Annotated in this window: 27 protein-coding genes and 1 pseudogene; 16 read left to right on the forward strand and 12 right to left on the reverse strand. The window is 61.6% G+C overall.

Annotation, left to right across the window (positions count from 1 at the left end; genetic code table 11):
* The first annotated feature begins 297 nt into the window (after positions 1-297).
* From ACVWY3_RS05050 to ACVWY3_RS05085, 8 genes are all read left to right on the forward strand, one after another.
* Positions 298-726 (forward strand): hypothetical protein, encoded by a 429-nt coding sequence (locus tag ACVWY3_RS05050; protein WP_456837468.1) that lies wholly within the window; start codon positions 298-300, stop codon positions 724-726.
* Positions 693-2,120, forward strand: a complete 1,428-nt coding sequence (locus ACVWY3_RS05055) for an APC family permease (protein WP_456837469.1) — start codon at positions 693-695, stop codon at positions 2,118-2,120. Before ACVWY3_RS05050 ends, ACVWY3_RS05055 begins: the two co-directional genes overlap by 34 nt.
* Before the next feature lie 455 nt (positions 2,121-2,575).
* Complete coding sequence (locus tag ACVWY3_RS05060) at positions 2,576-2,737, forward strand: DUF2934 domain-containing protein (RefSeq protein ID WP_456837470.1); 162 nt, start codon at positions 2,576-2,578, stop codon at positions 2,735-2,737.
* 14 nt (positions 2,738-2,751) lie between these two features.
* The gene (locus tag ACVWY3_RS05065; protein WP_456837471.1) at positions 2,752-3,057 is read left to right on the forward strand and encodes a DUF2934 domain-containing protein; all 306 of its coding nucleotides are present in this window, start codon (positions 2,752-2,754) and stop codon (positions 3,055-3,057) included.
* Between the two features lie 274 nt (positions 3,058-3,331).
* Complete coding sequence (locus ACVWY3_RS05070) at positions 3,332-5,509, forward strand: PAS domain-containing sensor histidine kinase (RefSeq protein WP_456837472.1); 2,178 nt, start codon at positions 3,332-3,334, stop codon at positions 5,507-5,509.
* On the forward strand, positions 5,502-5,873 hold the full coding sequence (locus ACVWY3_RS05075; RefSeq protein WP_456837473.1) for a response regulator: 372 nt from the start codon (positions 5,502-5,504) through the stop codon (positions 5,871-5,873). Before ACVWY3_RS05070 ends, ACVWY3_RS05075 begins: the two co-directional genes overlap by 8 nt.
* A gap of 294 nt (positions 5,874-6,167) precedes the next feature.
* The gene (locus ACVWY3_RS05080) at positions 6,168-6,365 is read left to right on the forward strand and encodes a hypothetical protein (RefSeq protein ID WP_456837474.1); all 198 of its coding nucleotides are present in this window, start codon (positions 6,168-6,170) and stop codon (positions 6,363-6,365) included.
* 79 nt (positions 6,366-6,444) lie between these two features.
* Entirely contained in the window at positions 6,445-6,669 is a 225-nt protein-coding gene (locus tag ACVWY3_RS05085; protein ID WP_456837475.1) for a hypothetical protein, read from the forward strand.
* A 73-nt stretch (positions 6,670-6,742) separates the two neighbouring features.
* Here ACVWY3_RS05085 and ACVWY3_RS05090 read toward each other — a convergent pair whose 3' ends face one another.
* A complete protein-coding gene (locus tag ACVWY3_RS05090; protein WP_456843293.1) occupies positions 6,743-6,988 on the reverse strand; it encodes a hypothetical protein in 246 nt (81 codons plus the stop codon).
* A gap of 385 nt (positions 6,989-7,373) precedes the next feature.
* Here ACVWY3_RS05090 and ku point away from each other — a divergent pair.
* Together ku and ACVWY3_RS05100 are read left to right on the forward strand one after the other, a co-directional pair.
* Positions 7,374-8,296 (forward strand): annotated as a pseudogene (ku, locus tag ACVWY3_RS05095) (non-homologous end joining protein Ku).
* Between the two features lie 161 nt (positions 8,297-8,457).
* A complete protein-coding gene (locus ACVWY3_RS05100; protein ID WP_456837476.1) occupies positions 8,458-9,063 on the forward strand; it encodes a DUF72 domain-containing protein in 606 nt (201 codons plus the stop codon).
* 221 nt (positions 9,064-9,284) lie between these two features.
* Here the strand turns inward: ACVWY3_RS05100 and ACVWY3_RS05105 are convergent, their stop codons facing one another.
* On the reverse strand, positions 9,285-10,457 hold the full coding sequence (locus ACVWY3_RS05105) for an extracellular catalytic domain type 1 short-chain-length polyhydroxyalkanoate depolymerase (RefSeq protein ID WP_456837477.1): 1,173 nt from the start codon (positions 10,455-10,457) through the stop codon (positions 9,285-9,287).
* A gap of 4 nt (positions 10,458-10,461) precedes the next feature.
* Positions 10,462-10,881: a CopG family transcriptional regulator gene (locus tag ACVWY3_RS05110; RefSeq protein WP_456837478.1), complete on the reverse strand. Its 420-nt coding sequence runs from the start codon at positions 10,879-10,881 to the stop codon at positions 10,462-10,464.
* 695 nt (positions 10,882-11,576) lie between these two features.
* Between ACVWY3_RS05110 and ACVWY3_RS05115 the strand changes: the two genes are divergently transcribed.
* Positions 11,577-12,032: an Hsp20 family protein gene (locus ACVWY3_RS05115; RefSeq protein ID WP_456837479.1), complete on the forward strand. Its 456-nt coding sequence runs from the start codon at positions 11,577-11,579 to the stop codon at positions 12,030-12,032.
* 87 nt (positions 12,033-12,119) lie between these two features.
* Complete coding sequence (locus ACVWY3_RS05120) at positions 12,120-12,407, forward strand: hypothetical protein (protein ID WP_456837480.1); 288 nt, start codon at positions 12,120-12,122, stop codon at positions 12,405-12,407.
* 32 nt (positions 12,408-12,439) lie between these two features.
* Here the strand turns inward: ACVWY3_RS05120 and ACVWY3_RS05125 are convergent, their stop codons facing one another.
* The 4 genes from ACVWY3_RS05125 to ACVWY3_RS05140 form a co-directional block, all read right to left on the reverse strand.
* Positions 12,440-12,577, reverse strand: coding sequence for a hypothetical protein (locus ACVWY3_RS05125; protein ID WP_456837481.1), 138 nt, complete (start codon positions 12,575-12,577; stop codon positions 12,440-12,442).
* A 74-nt stretch (positions 12,578-12,651) separates the two neighbouring features.
* A complete protein-coding gene (locus ACVWY3_RS05130) occupies positions 12,652-12,873 on the reverse strand; it encodes a hypothetical protein (RefSeq protein ID WP_456837482.1) in 222 nt (73 codons plus the stop codon).
* A 372-nt stretch (positions 12,874-13,245) separates the two neighbouring features.
* The gene (locus ACVWY3_RS05135) at positions 13,246-13,422 is read right to left on the reverse strand and encodes a hypothetical protein (protein WP_456837483.1); all 177 of its coding nucleotides are present in this window, start codon (positions 13,420-13,422) and stop codon (positions 13,246-13,248) included.
* A 115-nt stretch (positions 13,423-13,537) separates the two neighbouring features.
* Complete coding sequence (locus ACVWY3_RS05140; protein ID WP_456837484.1) at positions 13,538-13,642, reverse strand: DUF2934 domain-containing protein; 105 nt, start codon at positions 13,640-13,642, stop codon at positions 13,538-13,540.
* 364 nt (positions 13,643-14,006) lie between these two features.
* Between ACVWY3_RS05140 and ACVWY3_RS05145 the strand changes: the two genes are divergently transcribed.
* Complete coding sequence (locus tag ACVWY3_RS05145; RefSeq protein WP_456837485.1) at positions 14,007-14,222, forward strand: hypothetical protein; 216 nt, start codon at positions 14,007-14,009, stop codon at positions 14,220-14,222.
* Positions 14,223-14,340: 118 nt separating this feature from the next.
* Positions 14,341-14,559, forward strand: coding sequence for a DUF6894 family protein (locus tag ACVWY3_RS05150; protein WP_456837486.1), 219 nt, complete (start codon positions 14,341-14,343; stop codon positions 14,557-14,559).
* 10 nt (positions 14,560-14,569) lie between these two features.
* On the opposite strand, the gene ACVWY3_RS05155 is transcribed toward ACVWY3_RS05150, so the two are convergent.
* Positions 14,570-15,301 carry a Crp/Fnr family transcriptional regulator gene (locus tag ACVWY3_RS05155; protein ID WP_456837487.1) on the reverse strand — a complete coding sequence of 244 codons (732 nt, stop codon included), beginning with the start codon at positions 15,299-15,301 and terminating at the stop codon, positions 14,570-14,572.
* A gap of 1,282 nt (positions 15,302-16,583) precedes the next feature.
* Here ACVWY3_RS05155 and ACVWY3_RS05160 point away from each other — a divergent pair.
* On the forward strand, positions 16,584-16,919 hold the full coding sequence (locus ACVWY3_RS05160; RefSeq protein ID WP_456837488.1) for a substrate-binding domain-containing protein: 336 nt from the start codon (positions 16,584-16,586) through the stop codon (positions 16,917-16,919).
* Positions 16,920-16,979: 60 nt separating this feature from the next.
* On the opposite strand, the gene ACVWY3_RS05165 is transcribed toward ACVWY3_RS05160, so the two are convergent.
* The 4 genes from ACVWY3_RS05165 to ACVWY3_RS05180 form a co-directional block, all read right to left on the reverse strand.
* Positions 16,980-17,672: a hypothetical protein gene (locus ACVWY3_RS05165; protein WP_456837489.1), complete on the reverse strand. Its 693-nt coding sequence runs from the start codon at positions 17,670-17,672 to the stop codon at positions 16,980-16,982.
* Positions 17,669-20,788: an efflux RND transporter permease subunit gene (locus ACVWY3_RS05170; RefSeq protein WP_456837490.1), complete on the reverse strand. Its 3,120-nt coding sequence runs from the start codon at positions 20,786-20,788 to the stop codon at positions 17,669-17,671. Before ACVWY3_RS05170 ends, ACVWY3_RS05165 begins: the two co-directional genes overlap by 4 nt.
* The gene (locus tag ACVWY3_RS05175; RefSeq protein ID WP_456837491.1) at positions 20,785-21,882 is read right to left on the reverse strand and encodes an efflux RND transporter periplasmic adaptor subunit; all 1,098 of its coding nucleotides are present in this window, start codon (positions 21,880-21,882) and stop codon (positions 20,785-20,787) included. Before ACVWY3_RS05175 ends, ACVWY3_RS05170 begins: the two co-directional genes overlap by 4 nt.
* A gap of 98 nt (positions 21,883-21,980) precedes the next feature.
* Positions 21,981-22,541 (reverse strand): hypothetical protein, encoded by a 561-nt coding sequence (locus ACVWY3_RS05180; RefSeq protein ID WP_456837492.1) that lies wholly within the window; start codon positions 22,539-22,541, stop codon positions 21,981-21,983.
* Between the two features lie 110 nt (positions 22,542-22,651).
* Between ACVWY3_RS05180 and ACVWY3_RS05185 the strand changes: the two genes are divergently transcribed.
* Positions 22,652-23,551 (forward strand): LysR family transcriptional regulator, encoded by a 900-nt coding sequence (locus ACVWY3_RS05185; RefSeq protein WP_456837493.1) that lies wholly within the window; start codon positions 22,652-22,654, stop codon positions 23,549-23,551.
* Positions 23,552-23,962: the final 411 nt, after the last annotated feature.

Consider the following 23,962-nt stretch of genomic DNA (forward strand, 5'->3'; position numbering starts at 1 on the left):
AGAAGCGGGAGTGGGTGCATTAGCTGGCCATAGCGATAGCTCCTGCTTCGAAGCAGCCGCCAGCTGACCCGTCCGCATGCCTCCGCCAACACGAGGAACGTTCACCGCCGCATCAGATGGGTTCACAGACCATTCGCCCAGGAGCGAAACTCCACAGGCCCGCGACCGGGCGCGCAGGGTAGTGAAGCTACGAATGAAGGAAGCCGATCCGGAGAACGATGTGGCGGGGCTGGCGAAACAACAAAGACAGCCGTTTTTAAGAGACCGTCGTTTCGTCTCTTGCTTCTGGATACTTCGGTGAGCGTACTCGACTTCATTCTTGGCAGACGGTTAGCCAATCGCGAGTTCAACGAGCGGAAAATCGGCGCCTTCGAAGGGCTGCCGGCGATGGGACTGGACGGGCTCGGCTCGTCCGCATATGGACCCGAAGCCGCGCTTTCGATCCTGATTCCGCTCGGAGCGGGTGCGACATCGTATATCGGCTGGGTGATGTTGCCGATAGTGGCCCTGCTGGCGATTCTTTTTGCTTCATACTGGCAGACGATACGCGCCTATCCCAGTAACGGGGGTGCGTACATTGTCGCGAGAGACAATCTCGGCACGAACGCCAGTCTCCTGGCCGCCGCTGCGCTGATGGTGGATTATGTCCTCAACGTCTCGGTTGCCTGCGCGGCACCTTGGATGCCGGCCGCGTGTTCGCGGTCCCAACCTACCTCTTCGTTGTGAGCTTCGGCTTCGTTCTTATTCTAGGTGTCTTTCGCGGGTTCGCATCCGGCGGTCATCCACAAGCGGTCGTGCCGCCGCCAGCAATGGGGGAGGCCACCGAGGCGGCGACGCTGTGGTTGCTTTTGCGCGCGTTCGCCAGCGGCTGCACCGCCATGACTGGCGTCGAAGCCGTTTCTAATGGCATGACGGCCTTTCGGGAGCCCGCAGTGAAATACGGGCATCGAACCCTGACCGCCATCGTCGTTATTCTGGGCGTGCTTCTGCTTGGGATCGCGTTTCTCGCCCGCGCCTATGGGATCGGTGCGATGTCTCAAGAGCACGACGGATATCGCAGCGTCCTGTCCCAGATCTCAGCCGCGGTGGTGGGGGAAGGCGCTCTTTATTACACGACAATAGGATCGCTGCTCTGCGTGCTGGCCTTTTCGGCCAATACCAGCTTCGTGGATTTCCCTCGCCTGTGCCGGGTTGTCGCTGAAGACGGTTTTCTGCCGAAATCATTCGCCATCGCAGGCCGCCGTCTGGTCTTCGATGTCGGGATCCTCTACCTGGCTGTGACGTCCGGAATTCTGTTGACTGCATTCGGAGGGATTACCGACAGGTTGATCCCGCTCTTCGCAATCGGTGCTTTCCTGACGTTCACGATGTCCCAGGCTGGGATGGTTTGGCATTGGCGCAGGAGCATAGCGGCCGGACATTCAAGCAGGGAAAACAAGACCCATCTTGCCTTGAACACGGCGGGAGCGCTCACGACAGGCCTAGCTCTGATCGTCATCGTGGCTGCAAAATTTCTTGAAGGGGCCTGGATTATAATTCTGGTGCTTCCGATCGTCATCGTTCTGCTCAAGGGCATACGAAGCTATTACGATCAGCTTTTCGATGAGCTTCGTGCCGCAGCGCCCATTGAGCTAAGCACGTTGAGCGCACCGATTGCCGTGGTGGCGTTCGAGAGCTGGACCAAGCTGACCGAGAACGCCCTGATGTTCGCGATGAGCATCTCGCCGGACGTGACAGCGATCCATCTTCTAAAGCTCTCTGGGCCGGATCAGCAAGAAGAGCGGCGGAGACTGGAAGAACGCTGGCGGACTCAACTGCAAGAGCCTTTGAGCCGAGCAGGGATGTCGCCGCCCCGACTCGTGATACTGCAATCCCAGTATCGAAACCTGCAGATCCCCATGGTCAAGTTGATCAATGAGATCAAAACCGAACATCCGGGCAAGCGGATTGCAGTCTTGATTCCAGACGTGGTGAAGGATCGATGGTACCAGCACCTTCTGCATACGCATCGGGCGACCAGGTTGCGCTCACGGCTGCTCCGAACGGCGGATGAAGACCTGACGGTAATCAATGTGCCGCTTCGCATACGGCATGGAGCGAAACACGATCACCCGGAGTAATGCACCACGCAAGCTAACGCGATTTGCCCGTCGCTGGCGAACAAGCAGAAGTGCTGGGCGAGCTGAAAGGGGCCGGCGTAGAGACAGCAGGCAAGCTTTAAGGGGGGTGGCTGATCTTGGCGGGCCTCCTTATGAATGCAATGAAACGACCCCAGGCCTGGACATTGGCCCAGGGCTGGGGCCGCTCGGGCTATCCATCGGAGAGCCTATGCGTCGGAAACGCATGCAGAGCCAAGTCTCGCCTTGGACCATCGTTCCTATGGTCGGATGCATCAGGTTCGTCTCGTTCACACCGAGACCCAGCCGCGCGGCCCCGTGGCGGTTACCCACCTGCGTAGGTCTGGCCGGCTGGGGAACTGCGCACCGCCACACAGGTTTCTTTCGCAATTTGGGAGTTCTGGTCCTGGCGGACAGTACGTGTGGCAGCTGACGTGCAGCAAGGGAGGATTAGCAACATGTCCCAAGTTGATTTGGATGACGTACGTGCCCGCGCCTACAAGCTTTGGGAGGAAGCCGGTAAGCCGGAGGGCCGAATAGATGAGTTCTGGTACGAGGCGGAGCAACGCCTGAAGGAAGAAAGCCTCAGCCACGAGCTTAAGACACCGGACAATCCCTGAGGCCGTTACGGTTTATGCAAAGTGCATTGATCGATCACCTGTCCGAACTTCGGCGGCTCGAACATCAGCTTCGATTGGCTCGTCGGGCAGTCGCGCTCATAACCGATGAGACGACCGCGAAGCGTCTCGAAGTGCTCGCTGGTGAGATCAGCGGCAGACTTCGGAGACTGAAACTTGAGGGCTTGGTAGACGAGACCAGACGACGCGCGTACGAGCTATGGGAGCGTGCGGGGCGGCCGCAGGGTAGAGATGCCGAATTTTGGCTCCGAGCGGAACGCGAAGTGCTGGACCAAGCAGAGCTTTGGAGTTGCGAAGGTTGAAAACCGCATCTGTTTTTTGAAACTCGACCACCCGTTACCACGCTGGCAAGTAACGCGCAGGACATGTCGAGGGATCTCCGATTGACGGGGCATGCGCCAGCTTGCGGGGCGGTCGTTCGTCCGTTCGTGCCGATGCTGAGAATTACTCAGGAACAATTTGCCGCTAGGGACGTTGAGGAGGGTTCGGCGGCCCGATGGGGGCGTCCACCCATATCCTTTCTCGAACAACCGGTTCGGACCGGGCCCTCCGCCTCTGGCCCCGAGAGCAGTCTCCATGTCGAATGTCGAAGAATTTCCGCTCTCCGCTCGTCGTCAGCCCACGGAGTTCGAGGCGCTGGTCGCTGCCGGTGGTGCCGCTCTCGATGCCATTCCCGGTGCGGTGTACCTCTGTGACGCCGAGGGGATCCTCGTAGCCTACAATGCCGAGGCCGTTCAACTTTGGGGACGAACACCTGATATCGCCAGGAAGGAGCGCTTCTGCGGTTCCCATCAACTTTATCTTCTCGATGGAACGCCGCTCGCCCACAGCGACTGTCCGATGGCAACGGCCGTTCGTCTCGGTGCGCCGACGCGCAACGCCGAGGTGATGATGGCGCGGCCGGACGGCTCTCGGTTAACAGCCTTGGTCAATATCCGCGCCTTGCGCGACCACTCAGGCCGAATCCAAGGCGCTATCAATTGCTTCCAGGACATTACGGGCCGGAAGCAGGTCGAGGAGGAAGTCCGCCGGAAGACGCAGGATCTGGAGGACTTTTTTGAGAACGGTGCCGTGGGCCTGCATATCGTCAGCAGCGAAGGGATCATCCTTCGCGCCAACAAAGCCGAACTGGACATGCTGGGGTACAGATCCGAGGAGTACATCGGCCGCCATGTTGCGGAGTTCCATGCCGACGCTCCGATTATCGGCGATATCCTTCAGCGCCTCTCATGCGGCGAGCGGCTCGACCGTTATCCGGCCCGGCTTCGCGCGCGTGACGGCTCCGTCAAGCATGTGCTGATTACATCGAACAGCCGCTTTGTGAAGGGCAAGTTCGCCAACACGCGTTGCTTCACCATTGACGTGAGCAAATTGCATGCTGCTGAGGAAGCTCGACAAGCCAGTGAAGCTCGGCTTGCTGCAACTTATGAGGCGGCCAGCGTCGGAATCTCCGAGACCGACGAGAACGGCCGCTTCTTGCGGGTGAATGACTCTCTCTGCCGTATCGCCGGCCGCTCACGCGATGAGTTGCTCCGACTGACGTTCTTCGACTACACCGATCCCCAAGACCAAGCCGAGGATGCCGAGCTGTACGCGCGGCAGGTACGCGGCGACATCGCGAACTACACCATTCGCAAGCGCGCACTCCGGCCCGACGGGTCAATGCGGCATCTTGATATTTTCAGTTCGTCGGTCCGCGATACGGAAGGTCGCTTTCTGTACGGTGTACGGGTTGCCCAGGATGTCACCGCCACCAAACAGCTGGAAGACCGTCTGCGCGAAGGGGAGCAGCGCATGCGAGATCTTCTCGAGGCGCTGCCGGCTGCGATCTACACGACCGATGCAAAGGGCCGGATCAATTTCTACAATCGCGCGGCGGTGGAGATGGCTGGGAGAACGCCACAGCCGGGCGACGAGTGGTGCGTGACCTGGAAACTCTATTGGCCTGATGGCTCGCCGCTGCCGCACAATGAATGCCCGATGGCCGTAGCGCTCCGGGAAAACCGACCGGTTCGCGGTGCCGAGGCAGTGGCCGAGCGCCCGGACGGCGGACGCGTGCCGTTCATTCCTTATCCGACGCCGCTGCGAGATGCCGCGGGCAACCTGGTCGGGGCTATCAACATGCTGGTCGACATCAGCGAGCGCAAGCGCGCTGAGAACGCTCAGAAGGTCCTCATCGACGAGTTGAACCACCGTGTGAAAAACACTTTGGCAACGGTGCAGTCTCTGGCGAGCCAGACCGCGCGCCATGCCGCTGATCCGGAAGAGTTTTTGCCGACCTTCACGGGACGGCTCCTTGCGCTTGCCCGGGCGCACGACCTGCTCACTCAGCGAAACTGGCAGGATGCTCCTTTCGAAAAGTTGGTTGATGATATCGTCGCTCCGGTGTCCGGCGGGCGGGTAGAGACGGAAGGGCCGCAGGTCGATCTGGACGCGCGCACGGCGCTGAGTGTCACTATGGTCTTCAACGAGCTTCTGACCAATGCGGCGAAATATGGCGCGCTGTCCGTGCCGGATGGATCAGTGTCACTCACCTGGCGGGTGGGCAGGGACGACCAAAGCACGCTCGAGTGCGAATGGCTCGAACGTGGGGGACCACAGGTTATGCCTCCCAAGCGGCGTGGATTTGGCACCCGGCTGATGGAGCGTTGCATAGAGCATGACCTGGCGGGCGAGTTCGATCTGGTCTTCGAACCAGAGGGCGCACGCTGCCGCATGGTTTTTCCCATTATGCTTCCGGCATCCAATGGCTGAGATCTCGGGTATCAGAGTTCTCCTCGTCGAAGATGAAGGCTTAGTCGCCCTCATGATCGAAGACATGCTCGAGGAATTGGGATTGAAGGTGGTCGCCTCAGCGGCGCACGTATCAAAGGCCTGCGAACTCGCGACAAAGACATCCTTCGATCTGGCGCTCCTTGACGTGAATCTCGCTGGAGAGCGTGTTTTTCCCGTAGCTCGCATCTTGCGTGATCGAAAAATCCCGTTCCTGTTCAGCACGGGCTATGGCGGACCTCCGCTGGAGGAGGAGTTCCGGGATGCGCCCGCACTCGGTAAGCCGTTCTCCGTCGAGCAATTGAGCGAAAAACTGCGGACACTTCTGCTTCACCCCAAGCTCTAAAGGGCGGGGTCGGTTGCATCGACTGTCGGAAGTTGCTTCGTCCAGGCTCCGTGTCTCTCACACAAAGGCTCCACGAGGTATCCGAATTTCAAGCGATTCACGGGCTTTTCGCCAGGATCGACCGGGCTCGCTCCGCCTGCGGACGATGCACGGCCATCGATATACAGCGGGCGAGCCGTGCGTCGCGCGGAGGGGCCTGTCTGGCGCGATGTCAGTCCTGCGCGTCCCGCGCGGAACGGCATCTCCTGCATGTGGTTGGCGGGCTATGGACCTACAAATTAGGGAGCCGTAGCGATGCTGGATACGAACGACCCGTTGGTGAAGTGTCCCCGATGCGATGCATGGCCGATGGCCATCGGCTCCGGGAAGGACACGTTCTCGCAGCGCGAGATCGCCTTCAGATGTCCCAAGTGCGGGTTCGAGGAAGAGGGGCGGCTCCGCCGTGCCGCCCTCTCGCCGGTCTCCTCGCAAAGTGGTCGCGACGCCGCCTGAGTCAGTTCGCGACGGTTCCCGCAACGGGCCTCTTTCCAGCGACTTGATCCGGCGGACAAATGCAGAAGTGGGGGAGACCATGAAGCCGATCCTAGCCGTCTGGTGCCTGCTCGCGCTCGCGTCGTTCTCGCCGGCGGAAGGGAAGGGCTGCATCAAGGGAGCCATCGTCGGTGGCATCGCGGGGCACATGGCCGGACACGGCAAGCTCGGCGCTGCAGCAGGCTGCGTGATCGGGCATCATGAGGCCAACAAGCAGAAGAATCCGACCGACTCGAATGCCCAGGCGCCGTCGGGGCGAAAGTAGCCGTCGGACTCGGCGTCGAGACGTGCCGGATGACCGCGCATGCGAGTGACTTCGTTGCGCACCCAGTCGAGCTTCACAGCGCGCTCAGGTCGTCGGGCACATCGCCGAACTTCCGAATCAGCCTGGCGTCGCTGAAGTCGCCGCTCGACGGGTCGCCGGTCCGGGAGAACGCGACGGCCCCGGCATGACCGGGTTTCCGGGACAGTGCCTCGGCCCGCATGACCGCGGCGTTGGCGCTGAGGCACTCGACCGCCTCGCCGGCGGCCACCCGTCCGGAGAAAACGAACGGCAGAGCGACGAAGTAGGTCACATCAGTCATCTGGGCCACCTCTCTGCTCGCGCGACCCTGGCAGCCGTCCCCGGGCGTACCCCGCCGAGACCTTCGGAGCTCTCCCAGGTGGGCCTCAAGGAAGTCGTTAGCCACGATCAGGGCGTTCACGGCTTCCCGGGCGTCGCCTCCGCAGGCGGCAATGGCCTGGTCGGCGGCGGCCTCAGGGTCGCTGGGGACCGGCACGGCCTGCTCTGAGGTAGCGTTCATCGGATTTTGTTCCCTTTTCGTTCTAAAAGAGTCAAGGATCCTCTACGGAATTCCCATGGCGCAGCGGCGGGCGCGGATGAATCTTGGGGAGCACTGTCGGACATGTCGGAACCGGTCGTGCCTGTTCGTCTTGAGTCCGAGCCGTTTGAACTGGAGTTCTGCGCAAATGGCCCCGCGCGCCAACTGGAAAGGCTTTTTGAGGCTCTCGCTGGTCACCTGCCCCGTGGCGCTATTTCCGGCCACGTCCGAGAGCGAGAAGATCAGCTTCAACCAGCTCAACCTGCAGACAGGCCACCGCATCAAGTACCTCAAGGTCGACGCCGACACCGGCGACGAGGTGCCGAACGAGGACATCGTCAAGGGTTACGAGCTCGACAAGGGCCAGTACATCGAGGTCTCGAAGGAGGATCTCGAAGAGGTCGCGCTGGAATCGACCCGGACCATCGAGATCGACGAGTTCGTCGACAAGACCGACATCGAGCCGCGCTACCTGATCCGCCCCTATTATCTGCGTCCGGACGGCAAGGTCGGCCACGACGCCTTCGCAGTGATCCGAGAGACCATCCGCGAGATGGACAAGGTCGCAATCGGCCGCGTCGTGCTGACCAACCGCGAGCACATCATCGCCTTAGAGGCGCACGACAAGGGCCTGATCGGCACGCTGCTGCGCTATCCCTACGAGCTCAGGAGCGAGCAGGAGTATTTCGACGAGATCCAGGAAGTGAAGGTCACTAAAGACATGCTCGATCTCGCCAAGCACATCGTGAATCAGAAGGCGGGGCGCTTCGATCCGGAGAAGTTCGAGGATCACTACGAAAGCGCCCTCGTCGATCTCATCAGAAGCGGGCCGGCAAGGTCATCCGTCCGACGGAGTGGCCGAAGGGCGAGAACGTCGTCGATCTGATGGACGCGCTGCGCAAGAGCGTGGGTCGGGAAGCCGCGCCAGCGAAAGAGGCAAAGCCCGCTAAGAGGCCGAAGAAGGCCTCAGCCGGTCAGAAGGAAATGCTCATGCCGATAACCGGGAAGAAGTCGGCCAAGGAGGCCGCCGCGAAAAAACCGACGGCGGGGGTGCGGCGGAAGTCGGCGTGATGTTGTGAAAGGCGCGGGTGACGGTAATTACGGACCGACATGGAAGAGGACGCGCACGTCAGGCTGAACTGCGGCTCGGCACAGCGGGATGGAATGTTCCGCAAATCTGCAAGGAAAGGGTTGGCGGGGCAGGCAGTCACCTTGAGCGATACGCACGGGTATTGAACGCCACCGAGATCAACTCGTCATTTCATAGACCACACCGGCGTTCGACCTATCAGAAATGGGCGGACGTGACACCGGATGATTTCCGCTTTTCGGTGAAGGTGCCGAAGTCAGTCACTCATTCCTCGCAGCTTGCGCTGAGTGAACTCGACCGGTTCATCGAAGAGAGCGCCGGACTTGGCGCGAAGCTAGGGGTTTTGCTCGTTCAGTTTGCGCCGCGCAGAGCGTTCGTTGAGTCCGATGCTGAAGTGCTATTCAGCGCATTGCGGGATAGAAGCTCAGCCGCTCTCGTTTGCGAGCCACGTCATGCCAGTTGGTTCACGTCCGAAGTCGGTGCTTGGCTCAACGAGCGCCGGATTTGCCGCGTCGCTGCGGATCCGGCGCGGGCGCCCGAGGCCGACCTGCCGGGCGGGTGGCTGGGCCTGCGCTACTTCCGACTGCATGGAGCTCCGCGCATTTACTACTCCGCTTACGACGGGGCATTTCTTCGAACGCTGAAGACTCGGCTGAATTTTGCGTCATCGTCGGATGAGACCTGGTGCATCTTGGACAACACCGCCGCTGGAGCCGCGCTCGAGAACGCACTCGACTTGCTGGCTTGACGGGCCTTAGTCGGCTGATCTGGATGGACCGCCCGGCGCAGGGGACGCCAACTTTCGCCTAGGAGGGCCACCTTTTCTTCGTGAAAACAAGCGAGCGGGTCATCGACTCCCCTAGTGGAGCGGTGCCGTCCCCGCCGCGCCCGCTGGTGCAAAGGCTCCTCCCGTTCGATGGAGAACGATTGCGACGTGCGCCGTCCCGAGACGAAAAGCGGATGCCCCACTCAATTCCACCCCGGTGGGAGCGAATGCCCGAGGAAGAAGCGCAGCATTTCTCTCGTTGCGTCCGGTCCGTTCGGATCGGTGTAGGAGCCGGCGGGACTGCCTCCGGACCATGCGTGTCCGGCTCCGTGGATTTCCCAGTGTTCGAGAATTTCGCGGCCGCCGGCGTCGGTGTGGACCGTGCGGGTGTAGGCATGCCCTCCAGGTACCCGCCCGCGAAGCACCTTCGTCTTCGTGCGGGATCCGCCGATCGACTGTCGGACGATTCGATCGCCGTTCTTGGAATGCACGGTGGTGTCGCGATCGCCGTGGAAGATAATTGTGGGCACCGGCGGGCCGTCGCTCGGCATTGCGTCAGGTCCGCCGCCTTGCTTCATGGCCATGAGCGCGGAGGGAAGGTCGCTGGCGGCCCCGCAGGCCAGTCCGGAGTGTATGCCGATTGCTGCGTACAGATCGCCGTACGTTGAACCCATGACGGCCGCGGCCGCGGCCCCGGCGGACAGTCCGGCGACGTAGACGCGTTCCGGATCGACAGAATGGTCGCGCATGATCTGGCGGGTGATGCCGGCGATGAGCGAGGGCTCGCCGCCACCGCGTTGCTGATCGGCCGGCCGAAACCAATTCCAGCATTTCGCCTGGTTCGCTTCCGCCCGCTGCGCGGGATAGACAACGAAGCAGGTCTGTTCTTCGGCGATGAAGTTCATCCGCGTGCCAGCGGCGAAATCCTCCGGCGACTGCGTGCAACCGTGGAGCATGACCACCAGCGGAATGGCCTGGCCATGATACCCGCTGGGGATGAAGAGCCGGTAGGAGCGGCTTCCCGCGGCGTTTGCGTAGGTGCCTTGGATGAACCTGGCGCCGTGCGGCACCATGTCCGCCAGAGAAGGCGGAGCGCGCCTCAGCGATCCGCTCAGTCCGAGCCCTTCGAGGCTCTTGGCGAGATCCACGGCCGGCCCGGCCGTGCGACGCGGACGCCTCGTTTCGGCAGCATTTACCTTGGCGTCGATGGTCGGCGGCTCTCGTCCTGCAGCAAGGGTGCGATGACCGGTTGCCGGTGTGGTTGCGTCCGAAGCATGATCCCCCCGAAGCATGCGCTGGAGCAGCGCGGTGGCCTCGACGATGTGGCCCGAGCGAGTGAGGCGTGTGGCTTCGCGAATGATGTCCTGGTTCAGCATGGCCTTACCTCGTTCTGTCAGCGAGAGCAGATTTGACGGCCGGACTGGCGTGCAGCGCTCCTAGCACCGAGACCGATGCAATCGTCGCGCGCGCAAGCTCCGGCGTGACGTCCTGCGCGATGGTCGCAAGACCCAAAACATTGATGTGAAGCATCTCGCCCGCCCGCCGCGCTGCTTCGAGATCTTCACGGCTGTAGTTGCGCAGCCCGAGGTCAAGGCTCTTTCGCGCTGTGGACTGCTTGACCACGTCGGCATGGCGTTCGAGCTGGTTGCGGATGGCGGTCCGGATGAAATCAGTACGGTTCGAGTAGAAGCCCTCCTGCACCATCAAGTCGACCTGACCGAGATCGACGAAGCCAAGGTTGATCGTGATTTTCTCAGAATCGGAGGGCCTTGGCCGGATTTCGTGCACGTTACTGGACATCGCTATTACCATCCTCCTTCCATCCCTCTAGATGGCATATGGATGGTATTCATCGCCCTGCAAGACCGCACCTTCCAGGTTTTTGCGCAAATGTTCCGGGGCCAGCGATTGCTACCGGCTTCACCTCCTGCAGTAGCAGCGAGCCCGCGAGGCGGCTGGTCCCGAGCCTCAGGAGCTCATCGGGCAAATTAGGCGATCTTAGGCGGGACGCTTTTGGAGGTTAAGACCGCGGCGCGACGACCGAGGGTTTTTAGTCCGGCTCGATTTCTCAACGACCTCGAAGCCGGGACCATTTCAGATGAGAGTGCCCTATCGCTCGCGCGAGTAGGTTACGCTGCCCTCGAATGGATAGGGCGAGTTGGACGCCGCGCAGCGGGAGCACGAAGAAGGCCTCGAAGCCGGCGCGATATCGAGAAGGGAATCAAGGCCGAAGACACCCGCTGGAAGAGGGAAAGAGAAAGGCTCCAGGACACGCTGCACCGGGCCAGGGAATAGGCCGGCAACGCTTGATTAACCCTCCGAAGTCCTTGCTAAAAATTTCGCGGCGGCCCCTTGAAAGTCTCTCCGGACTTCCAGATTCTTTCGGCGTCGTCCTACGACGATCGGGATGCCGTCAGGGTCCCGCCAAAATTGAGACGGGCACCGGTCGTGTCCGGTGCCGCTCGTAACCATTTTGCTCCGAGGAGGATCTGGCTATGCGCACTGTTGATTTTTCGCCCTTCTTTCGGTCGGCCATCGGCTTCGACCGTCTCTTGGACCTCGCCGAAGCCGCCCAGCGCGTGGGCGAAGAGAGCTACCCCCCTTACAACATCGAACGGCTCGACGAGAACCGCTTCCAGATCTCGGTGGCGCTCGCCGGCTTCACGCCAGATGAGGTCGCGCTGACGGTCGAGCAGAACGTCCTGACGCTGGAGGGCCGCAAGGCGGACAAGGAGGGCAAGACCTTCCTGCACCGTGGCATCTCGAACCGCAACTTCAAGCGCCAGTTCACCCTTGCCGATCATGTCGAGGTCAAGGGCGCCCGCTTCGAGAACGGTCTGCTCGTTATCGACCTGCAGCGGGAGATTCCTGAGACGATGAAGCCGCGCCGCATCGAGATCAACAGCGCCGCTTCCAGCAACGTGACCCAGATCGAATCCAGGGCCGCCTGACCGGACACAGGGCAAGGACCTCGATCGCCGGCCGCGCGGATCCTCCGCGCGGCCTTCCCTCACCTCGTCTTCAGAATGGAGCAAGCGATGCGGCCGACGACCGCCCCCGCCGACAACGTCGTGGACATCAATGCCCTGCTGCCGCCCGGCACGGCGACCGAACATCCGAGTTGCTACGATATCAAGTTGAAGCCGCGCGGCCGCGGCCGGTGGAAGTGGGCCGTGCGCGGGGCTGGCGGAGAAACTTTGATGTCGGGGTCAGAGTGCAGCCGCGCGGCCGCGAGGTACAAGGCCGAGCGGGCGCTGTTTCTGCTGCTGAACGCCAGCGCATCGCGCGCGGCGTTCATCGGGGGAAGGCCGCCGGACTGGCTATAGGAACTCTCGACCTCGCTGGCCGGTTGTCCGCCTTACGATCCCTGGCGCGGAGGACAACCTTGGAAAGCACGATCATCGGAGAATTCGCCACGCGGCGCGAGGCCGAGCTGGCCGTAGAGCACGTCGTCCAGCGCGAGCAACGCCTGCTGCATCGAACGCGTACGCAACATATCCCATCGCAGTTCCCAGTTTGACGAGATTCGCTATCATGATTCATTTGCGGCTTGATCGTTCCCGCACAATCTCAGTGCTCCTTCTGAGCGTGCTCGGCCTCCACCGCGCGGATCAGGGCGGCAAGGGTGGGATATTCCACACCATTGCGAGCGTAGCGATTGACGCGCTCGACGTAGCGGGCCGATCCGTCGGGCTTGCCGCGCCAGCTGAATAGCAGCACGGCGCTGTTGTGCTGGCGCAGAACGTGGCCCGCTCCATTGCCGAACGACTTGCTCAAGGGGTGGCGCTTCATGACCGCGCCTCCGCCTCGTCAGCTTCGACTCGTTCATTTCCCGGATAAGCATCCGAAACGGAGACGTTCCATACTGGCCAGGAGATATTCGGCGAGGGCGAGCAGCTTTACGCAAGCCCGCTCGCTAAGCATCCGTCCTTCTCGAAGGCGTAGGCGCTGCCGGCCCCCCTTGAACTGCCTTTAAGGTGTAGGGGTGCGTTGATCTTCTCGATGTGGGTGCGGCCGTCGATCGGCTCGGCCGAGAGGGCCATCGAACGGAAGGAGAGACGGCCCCGGCTCGCAGGGGCTAGGGGTATGGCAGGGGCCGCTCCGTCGGCTCGGCGGCGAGCCAGCCCAAGGCAATCCGACAGCGGTTCCTACTGCGGGGCTAGCTCAGTGCTGATCCATCCAGACGAGGCGGCTGCAGTTCGAGCACTGGTAGACGGCAACCTGGCGGCCGTTGTGCGGGTCGAGGATCGTCGATCGCAGGGACGTCACGACGTGGCAATCCTCGCACCGGGGCCGCAAATCGATCACCGCCGGCTCAATCCCCGCAGTTTGCTCACGCATGTGATTCTCCCCGACTGAGGGGATCAGATCCCGAATCCGCGAGCAATAGCTTGGGTTAATCCAACCTCACATAGGTGTAGCTCGAGCCAGCCGCGTCTGAGCACGCGGGCGATCTCTAGGCGGATGTCTCGTCGGATCGCCCCCTGATTTCCCGCTCCGCCTCAAGCCAGAAGTCCAGGTCGCGCCCCGCAGGGCGGCCGGCGGTGCTCCCAGAGCTCATGCGCTCGCATCTTGATCTGTTGATGGCGAGTGGACGGGAAAAGCCTTTGCCTTAGTTCGTTGGCAAACCGTCTCAAGCGGGTGGCAGTGCTCTCGTCCCGAATATAGGCGGCCGCCTTTGTGGCCAGTTCGATCTGGTGCTCCAGCTTCGCCCGCTCGTCCATCTGAGCCGCTCCCGTCCTCCTTTGTTGAAGATGACTCCATTGGCGCGCGATTGTTTCGCCCGCAGGCCGACTTCTACTATGTCGAACTGTGAGTTCACTTTTGCACACAAGGGGGCCCTTAACCCCTTTAAGGCAATGCCCTGTACCTGCGGGGAAAGCCGACATAGCTTCCCTTTGCTGGTCGCTATAGAGAGGCAGGGCATGAGCGAGTTTGAGGAACGAGTTCAAGCGAACATGGACGTCGTCTTGGAACAGGTCTGTGCGGAATTACCGAATGGTGGGGATCACGAAAGCCGAAAGTATATCGCCGAGCAATTGATGCACGCGGGGCGTGCAGGAAAGACTTCCCTCGGCGAGCTGACCCCCGTCGGCCGTCGCGCCCTCGTTCACCTGAAGAACACGCCAAGGTCAGCCTAGCTGTTCCGGAGCGTATGGCCCGAAGTGGCGAGTTAAGCGATCCGTCCCAAACCGATGCGGGAGAGAGGCGCACCGGTTCCTGGCGGAACATCTCCGGCGGTAATGCATTTGCCGGCCAATGCAGAGGTACTACTTTCATTTTGAGGGAAGTCGCCCTCACACGGATGAGGCTGGCGAGCTCCTAAAGAGCGATGAAGCGGCCTGGGATGCTGCACTCCGGCTGGTGCGCGATGTTGAGAACGGGTTGCGACCAGGTGATCAGTGGACACTTTGTGTGTTCAGCGAGGAGACGCCCGTGTTTATCCTCAGAATGACAACAGAACGCTGCCGCGAGTAGCAAGACGTCGTTATCTTTGGGCTCCCGCGAAAACTTCAGCAAAGTGCTTCTTGACCCACCTGTTGCATGAGCATGATCTGCGATGAAGTGCTTGGAGATTGCGGACGGTAATGGTGCCACGAGCGGTCTCGAGAACGTCGGCAGCTTTGAAGTCCTGTAGGACGCGGCTCGCATAGCTTCGACCCACTCCAAGTATTCCTGCAAACTGCTCATGGGTGAGCGGAACGAAAGGCTCGCCGGTATGTTCGACGAGATCGATTAGCCATTTCGCGGCGCGTTGCTCGATGGAATGCGCCGCGTTGCAGGCAGTCGATTGAAATGACTGCGCTACAAAGCAATCGCCATACTTCGTGAGCAGTTGGCGGAGCCCATGAGATTCTTGCTGCGCCTCATGCAACTTGCGAGCAGGGAGCCTGACCAATGGACCGGCCATCTTGACTGTGATGCGAGAATAGGCTGGCAAAAGGCCGCGACTGACCGCGCCGCCCGCGGCGCCTTCGCGTCCGATCAGGAGTACTTCGATCTCTCGATCATCATCAGCCGTGACGGCAAAGGAAACCAAGGTGGGACCACAAGGGAAATAGACATTCTCCACTGTGTCGCCTGGGTGGTAGAGGACTTGCCCCTTTGTCCCGATCATCTCTTCCATGTATGGTCGCAGGACCTTGAGGTCTTGAGCGCGAAGTGATCGCAGCAGATCGTTGTCGGGCGCGTCGCCTTTCTTCCGTTGTTCCGAACGCATCGCGCCTTCTCACTGATTCACAAGCGAGCGCTCCTTTAACGTTCCCGTTCAGGAACCTACCGTCCGAAAGTGCACACAAGAGCGCGCTGGGCACTCTTTATTTTGGGTACGGGGAGGGAGCAGGCCTGCTCAGTGCCAGCAGGTGACAATGGCTCGCAGGAACTCCCGGTTCCAGATTTGACCACCTGAGCCGCCGTCGCACAGCGCATTCGGGTGAGGCAATGTTGTCTGAGGACGAAAAAGCCCCGGTGATGCCAGGGCCTTCTCGTTTGTCGGCATGCGATGCACCTAGCATTTGGCGACAACCGGGCCGCCGAACTTGTAGGACCTGCAACCCGCGCAACGTTCAGCCCAAGATCGCTTGGGCTCAAAGTGAAGGAGCAGGCGTCGGCAGTCCACAGGTTGCATTATTTGATGGGGTTGTGAAGCTGCTGCTCGGCAGGTGGATGTAGAGATACTCGCCGCGAAGAACCAAATTCTGCCATGGCCCACTCACGCCAGCACCTTCGACCCAGCCCATGTTCACATTGGTGCTGGACCTGAGGGACTGGTTCGTCGCAAGTGGGTTACCGCCAGGTGGTCAAAGCTCTCGGAGTAGGTGTGTTGACTCGGCCATAGGCGACCCGGCTTCGGTTCGGCCGCTCGCCCGTGCCCGGCATAAACAACAGGCCGGCGCGCATGGTGGAAGCCGGCGTGACGACGGGAGCTGCGGGCCCGCGCCTGATCACCACGTGTTCCCGCCGGAACAAGCGCATAGGGGCCGCGTCCGCAACGTCATGCTGACCTCCTGCGACTTCTGCGAGCGCGAAATTCCGTCGGGCGCGTGATCAAATCACATCTCGTCCGTGCCCCGGCTGTACCCCGAGATTTCCCGGGCACACGCGGCGGGAGATGGTCAAATAAGTCACTGATTCTCTTGCTTTAATGGTGGGCGCACAAGGGATCGAACCTTGGACCTCTCCCGTGTGAAAGAAATCAAGTGCGCATGTATGGCTGCTGGATTGCCTTGGCGTACAAAAAGGACGGTTCGCTTCGATTGATCTGGGACGTGCCCTAGCCGCGATTGTCGCTTCATTCCGGCCTTCGGCCTCATGACCTAACGGTCATACGTTCAAATTCTATCCCGGATTTGAAGAGCGTCAGGAGAATCTCATGATATCTGGCGGATGAAAGTTCCGCCGCGATAGGTCTTAGCCAGACGCGGTGCATAGAGAGGTGTTATTTTGCCCCGATGTTGCTCCAAAGCGGATCCTCTGCCTACGGCCGCGCGGAAGGTGTGCAAGTGGCGACGCATCCGAACAAATCGACGCGCGCTGTCACCGCAACTGTAGCCTCCAACGATCTGCTCGCCCTCGGCGTCCTCGATGCCTTGAAGGAGCGGCGACTGCGTTGCCCGGAGGTTGTCTCGTTCGTCGGCCATAACGACATGCCCATAGTAGACGTGGTCTCGCCCCCGCTCACCACGGTACGACTCAAGCACAGGGAAATTGGCCGGATTGCCGCCAAGATGCTCCTTGACGCGATCAAGAGCGGCTCGTCCGAACTCCAGCACGTCGTGCTCCGCCCGGAACTCGTTGTCCGAGGATCGACCGCCGGCCGGCGAAGGGGACGGTCCTGACTTTTCCATTGTATAAGCCTAAATGTGGTTCGCCGCGTGTGCGGCTCGCCAAGCAGATGATTAAAGAAGATGGCTTAAGTTGCGCGTAGCGAAGTGTCCTCCGAGCGCAGCGCCGGTCCCCGACAGAACGAAAGCAAGCCAAAACAATACCGAGCGCGGTACGTGCGTGTACAAATAGAGCCCGATGGTCGACGCGATGCCGAGCCCGATTGCGGCGACAGCCGCGCGCGACGACGGGCCGCCGGGGTCGGCGATCCAGTCCGCACATGTGTTGGCGAGGGCTTGGGTGAGCAGTGCTGTGGCCCAGAAGAAGCCACGGATATCGAGCTCCTGCGTCGGGCCAGGGAGAATTCCCCTGAGGCGATAGCAAATCACGAATGAGAAGATCAGAAGAATGGCGACGAGCAAAATCGCGCCGATGTCGCCACCCCCCATCGAGATGTCGGTTGTCCGAGCCAGCACCGCAGCTAAGAGATTCAGCAAGAATGCGGCCGACCAAAAGATCATCCGCGGAAGCCGTCGGGTCGCCCCCTGCAATACCGACATCGCAAGAAAGCACATCATAAGCGCGACGATCACCCTTCCCGAGCGGTGAAGGTAGATGTGATTGAGTGCATGGCCCGCGATCTCGCCAGCCATGGCCGCGAGCACCCAGTTGATCCAAAACGCAGCCGAGACCTCCGGAACGATGCGCGTGCCGACGGACGGTGTGCCGCTTCGAGCCTTTGTGCCATCCTCTGTCCTGGGGCTCATCGCGCAAGCTCCGGTTTGACAGCTGGCAGAGGAGAGCGGCGCATCGCGCGCTTGCGGGCGAACCAGTCGCTGGCGTTCTGGAGGTAGATGTAGACCACCGGCGTCGTGAACAGCGTCAGGAGCTGCGAGACGATGAGACCGCCAACGATCGCGAAGCCCAGGGGTTGTCTCAATTCCGATCCGGTCCCCGTGCCGATCATCAGCGGAACGCCGCCGAGCATCGCGCACATGGTCGTCATCAGGATCGGACGGAATCTGACCTTGCAAGCTTCCAGCGCGGACTGTTCTGCCGAAAGTCCCCGTTGGCGCTCGGCGTGAAGCGCAAAATCGATCAGCATGATGCCGTTCTTTTGCACGAGGCCGATCAGGAGAATGATCCCGATCAGCCCGATGACGTCGAGCCCGAAGCCGAACGTCCAGAGCGCCATGAGCGCACCGAGTCCGGCGGACGGCAGTGTCGACAGGATCGTAACCGGGTGGATCGTGCTTTCATAGAGCATACCGAGGATCAGATAGACCGCGACGATCGCAGCCAGGATCAGGACAGGCGTGGAGGCGAGTGCGGACTGGAACGCCTGGGCGTTGCCCTGAAAACTCGTCGCGATGGTCGACGGCATATGCAGCGCGGCCGTCTCCTGTTGCACGGCGGCGACCGCCGTGCCGACGGCGGTGCCGGGCGAAAGATTGAAGCTCAGCGTGACCGACGGAAACTGGTTCTGATGGTTCACCGCCAGCGCCGCCGAGCCATATTCGACGGTCGTGAACTGGCTGAGCGGTACCACCGATCCGTTCGACGAGCGGACGTAGATGCGGTTCAACGCGTAGGGGCCGGACTGGAAAGACGGATCGACCTCGAGGATCACGTAATAGGTGTTGAGCGTCGTGAAGAGCTGGGCGACGTGACGCTGGCCGAACGCGTCGTACAGCGTGTTGTCCACCGCCGCGGGATCGATGCCGAGGCGGGAGGCGGCGTCGCGGTCGATCTTGAGCTTGAGCTGGCGCGCGGCATTGGCCTGGTCGCTGGCGAGGTCGGCGAGTTCCGGCCGCTTTTTCAGTTTCTCGAACAGCTTGCCGCCCCAGCTGTTGAGCTCGTCCTGGTTCACGTCAGTGAGCGTGAACTGGTACTGGGTCTTGGACAGGCGGCTGGCAAGATTGATGTCCTGCGTCGCCTGCATGAACACTGCGATCCCCTGGAGCTTGGCGAGCTTGGTATCGAGCTGCCGGATCACATCGTCGGCGCTGAAGCTGCGCTCGTTGCGCGGCTTCAGCAGCACGAATAGGCGGCCGTTATTCTCAGTCACGGTCGGTCCGCCCGGACCGATATAACCCGTGGCGTTGGCGACTGACGGGTCCTTTGCGATGACGTCGATCACGCTCCGTTGCAGCTGCGCCATCTCTGCCGGTGAGACGTCGGCCGAGGCTTCGGTGATGCCAGTGATCATGCCGGTGTCCTGCTGGGGGAAGAACCCTTTCGGGATGCCTGCGAACAGCACGCCGGTTGCCACGATGCTTGCAAGCATGACCACCATCGTCGCGAGCTTGAAGCGCAGCGCAACTGACAGCACAGCCTCATAGCCGCGCTGGATCGCCACGAATCCGCGCTCCAGGGTCCGCGATACCACGCCGGCGCCAGCGCCGTGGCTGGAGAGCAAGTAGGCGCACATCGTCGGCGTCAACGTCACCGACACAAGCACGGAGACGGCGATCGCAACGCACACGGTGACCGCGAACTCCTGGAACATCCGGCCGATCACGCCGCCCATCAGGAGCAGGGGAATGAACACCGCAACCAGCGACACCGAGATCGAGATGATGGTGAAGCCGATCTCGCCGGTGCCCTTCAGCGCGGCCTCCAGCGGCGACAGTCCCTCCTCGATGTGGCGCGAGATGTTCTCGATCATGACGATGGCATCGTCGACGACGAAGCCGACCGCGATCGACAGACCCATCAGCGACAGATTGTCGAGGCTGTAGTTCAGGAGATACATCACGCCGAACGTGCCGACCAGCGAGATCGGCACCGAGATCGCGGGGATGATGGTTGCCCAGATATTGCGGAGGAACAGGAAGATGACGCCGACCACGAGGGCGATGGTCAGGAGCAGCGTGAACTGCACGTCAGCGACACTGGCGCGGATTGTCTGCGTGCGGTCCGATGCGATCGTGGCCTTGATGTCCGAGGGCAGGCCCGCCTCCAGCTGCGGCAACAGCTTCTTGATGCCGTCCACCGTGTTGATCACGTTGGCGCCCGGCTGGCGCTGAATGGCGAGGACCACCGCCGGCTTGTCGTTGAACCAGCCGTGCAGCGTCAAATCCTCCGCCGCGACTTCGGCATGGCCAATGTCGCGGAGCCGCACCGGCGCGCCGTTCCGATAGGCGATGATCAGATCTTCATAGCCCTTGGCGGTCAGCACCTGGTCATTGGTTGCGAGCGTGTAGGCCTGTTGATTGCCGTAAAGCACGCCCTTGGGCTGGTTGACCGTCACGTTGCCGAGCGTCGTGCGCAATTGCTCGAGATCGATGCCGGCCGCGGCAAGCTTTGCCGGATTGACCTGGACACGGATCGAAGGCTTTTGCATGCCGCCGATCGTGACAAGGGACACGCCCGGCACCTGCGACAGTTTCTGCGCCAGGATGCTGTCGGCATAATCGTCGACCTTGGTGAGCGGTTCGGTGTCCGACGTCAGTGCGATCAGGAGCACCGGCACGTCGGCCGGATTGACCTTCCGGAAGATCGGTGGCGACGGCATGGTTTTCGGCAATTGTCCGGCCGCCGCATTGATCGCAGCCTGCACGTCCTGAGCGGCCGCGTCGGTGCTGCGGTTCAGTGCGAATTGCAGGGTGATCTCGGTATTGCCGAAGCCGCTCGACGAGGTCATGGCGGTCAGGCCCGCAATCTGCCCAAATTGGCGCTCCAATGGCGTGGCGACCGACGAGCCCATGGTTTGCGGATCGGCGCCGGGCAGTTGCGCGGTGACCTGGATCGTTGGCGTGTCCACCGACGGCAGGGCCGAAATGGGCAGGCGGGAGAAGGCGACAAGGCCGATCAGCGTAATGGCGATGGCGAGGAAGGCGGTGGCGACCGGTTTGCGAATGAAACCTTGGGAGATGCTCATGGCAGCATGCCTGCGCTTGCAGTAGTGGCGTTCTGAACGATGTCCTTGCGACTATCCGGTACGACTTCGACCGACGTCCCGGGCTTCAGCCGGTACTGACCGGCGGTGACGACGGTTTCGTTTCCCGACAGGCCCTGGTCGATCAGCACTTTGTCCTCGCGCGACTGGCCGGCCTTGACCTTGCGTGCGCTCACGACATGGTTGTCATCGATGACGTAGACGAAGGCGCCGTCAGGTCCCTGCTGAACAGCCGTCAGCGGCACGGTGACGGCGTCATGGCGGAGCGCGACGGTGAGATGGATGTTGACGAACGATCCCGGCCAGAGGTTCTTCCGTTCGTTCGGAAACGACGCTTTGAGCCGCACCGTGCCGGTGGACGCGTCCACCTGGTTGTCGATCAGCATCAGGCTGCCATGGTCGAGCATCTGCGTGTTGACCGCGTCATAGGCATCGACCGACGCCGCGCCGGATGCGATCGCTTTCTGCACCTCGGGAATGTCTGTCGAGGGCAGGGTGAAGATGATCGAGATCGGCTGGAGTTGCGTGAGGATGACAAGCCCGGTCGCGTCGGTCGGATGCACGATATTGCCGGGATCGATGTGGCGGATGCCGGTGATCCCGTCGAAGGGCGCGGTGATCGTGGTGTAGCTCAACTGGGTCTGCGCAGCCTCCAGCGCCGCCTTGTCGAGCGCGACCGTGCCCTGATCCTGCACCACTTGGGAATCCTGGGTGTCGAGCAGCTGTTGGGTGGCAAATCCACGCGCGGCAAGCGGCTGCGTCCGCGCGAGGTTGACCTGCGCATTCTTCAGGCTCGCCTGATCGCGGGCGAGGGCGGCCTCCGCCTGATCGACCTGCGCCTCGAACACGCGCGGATCGATTTTTGCGAGCACGTCGCCGCGTTTCACGTCCTGCCCCTCGACGAAATCGACGCTGTCGAGCGTGCCCTGGACCTGGGTGTGGATGGTCGCGGTGTTGATGGGCGTCACGGTGCCGAGCCCTTCGAGCACGATGGGCACATCGCCCTTGTGCGCATGCGCGGCCGTCACCGGAACGGGCGGCGCGGCCGCGGGTGTGGCGCTGGGCTCAGGCCGCATGGCTTGGCGCGGGAGCGTGCAGGACATAGGCACCGGTCGCGGCTCCGATCAGGAGAACCGTGCCGGCGAGCAGAAGAGTCTTTCTAGGCAGCATCGCTTCAAACTCCATGATGATGGTGTCGGCGGCTCGAATTTGCGACCAGCTCGAGGATGAAGGTCTCGGCGGCGTTCGCCGCGGTTCGTGCATCGTTCGCAGCGCCCGAAGTGAATCCGATGATCCGGGTATCGATGTCGGCGGCGCGCAGCTCGCTGATGAGATCGACCGGCCCGTCCTCGCGATCTTGGCGACCCACGACCAGCCGAATGGCAGCATCGGTAGGGACGATGCGAAACGGCAGTGCGGCGCAAGGAGCGGTAATTGCAAGGAGGCCAGCGCAGTCGATGGCTCCTTGCAGCACGAGTTCGAGCGCGGCGCGGGCCGCTTGGCCTTCTGCAAGCAGGATCAGCCGATCCGCATCCACGTTATGTCGCGCCAGCACGGAGGCAACGTCGTGCAAGACCTCATCGGGATGAGTGCCGCGCACAGGAACGGTGGTCCATCGGGCGAGCGGTGTCAGGCACCACCAGAGGCCGAGTTGCTCGGGGGTCATGACCAAGGCGGCGCCCGGTCCGGCAATGACGGCGACGGTGACCCTTGCGGCGGTGCGCGCCGGCCGCACGGCGATCCTTGATGGTGAGCGCGTTGACATGGCTTGAAGTTGGACGCGGCGGGTTTATTATTCAAATGAATTGACATAATTTGCTAATTCACGATGTGCATCGGACTCTCATGAGACTTCGCAACCTGGATCTCAACCTGCTTCTGGTGTTCGACGCGGTGCTTCGCGAGCGCAGTGTCGTGCGCGCCGCGGACAGCCTCGCCATCAGCCAGCCGGCCGTCAGTCATGCGCTCAACCGGCTGCGCCATGCGTTGAAGGACAAGCTGTTCATCCGTACGCCCGCAGGAATGAGCCCGACCCCGAGAGCCGAGCAGCTCGCGCTTCCCGTTCGCAAGGCGCTCAACGAGCTGCAACTCGCGGTCGAGGGGGATACTTTCGACCCATCGACAGCCGACCGACGGTTTACAATCGCGGTGAACAATTATGCAGCCGTGGTCGCGGTGGGGCCGATCTTGGCCGCTGTGCGCGCGCAAGCGCCGGCGGTGCACCTGTCACTGGTGCCAAGCGGCACGCTGAATCTCAGAGATCGACTGGACCGGGGCGAACTCGATTTCGCTTTATCGGGACAGGCCCTCGAGGGAGAGCGGTTCGGCGCGCAACGGCTGATCGAGGATCGCTTCGTAGCCGTGCTTCGTAGCGGTCATCCAGCGCTGCGAAAGCGCTTGACGGCGGCATCCCTGGCCGAGCTGCGGCATCTAGCGATCAGCTCGAGCGGAGAGAATCTGGAGTTTCTGGATACGTTCCTGAAGACGCGGAAGAGCGCCCGCCTGATCGCTTCCGAGGTGCCCTATCTCTCCGCTGGGGCGGTTCTGGTGCAGTCGAACCTGGTCGCCATCCTCGGACGCAAGCTGGCGATGGAGTTCCGTCGCGCGCATCCGATCGAGATCAGGGAGCTGCCGTTCGAAGCTCCGGTTCTGCACAGCGTGATGAGCTGGCATCGGCGCTTTGACGATGTTCCCGCCCACCGGTGGCTGCGCAGCACCATCATCGAAGCCGCCACCACGCTATGAGCCCTGAACGCACCTCGGGCATTTTCATCTTTCGATATCCGCACTCCGCTCGCCGTAAGGCGCACGAACTGCCTATGTGTAAGATTGGATCAGATATCGTAGGTTTGGCTGGTGTGGGGAAAGGCGGTAGCGCTCCAGCGACTCGAACCCCCGACAACTCCAAGAACTCATTCAAACTCAAGCTGCTCTTCGTCGAGAGTTTGCTACCGAGCCATTCCGACAAGGGTAAAACCTGTTGGGGGTTCAATGCAGGATCGAGAGAGGTTTGTCGGAATAGCTACTGATTTTACTAGGAAATCATACGCCCCTTAATCAGCGGGTCCCAGGTTCGAGCCCTGGTGCGCCCACCATATAAATCAAGCACTTAGCAGCAGGTGTGACGCGGTGAGGTGGCCTCATTTTACAGATTGT

It is taken from the genome of Bradyrhizobium sp. USDA 4486 (assembly GCF_054057995.1).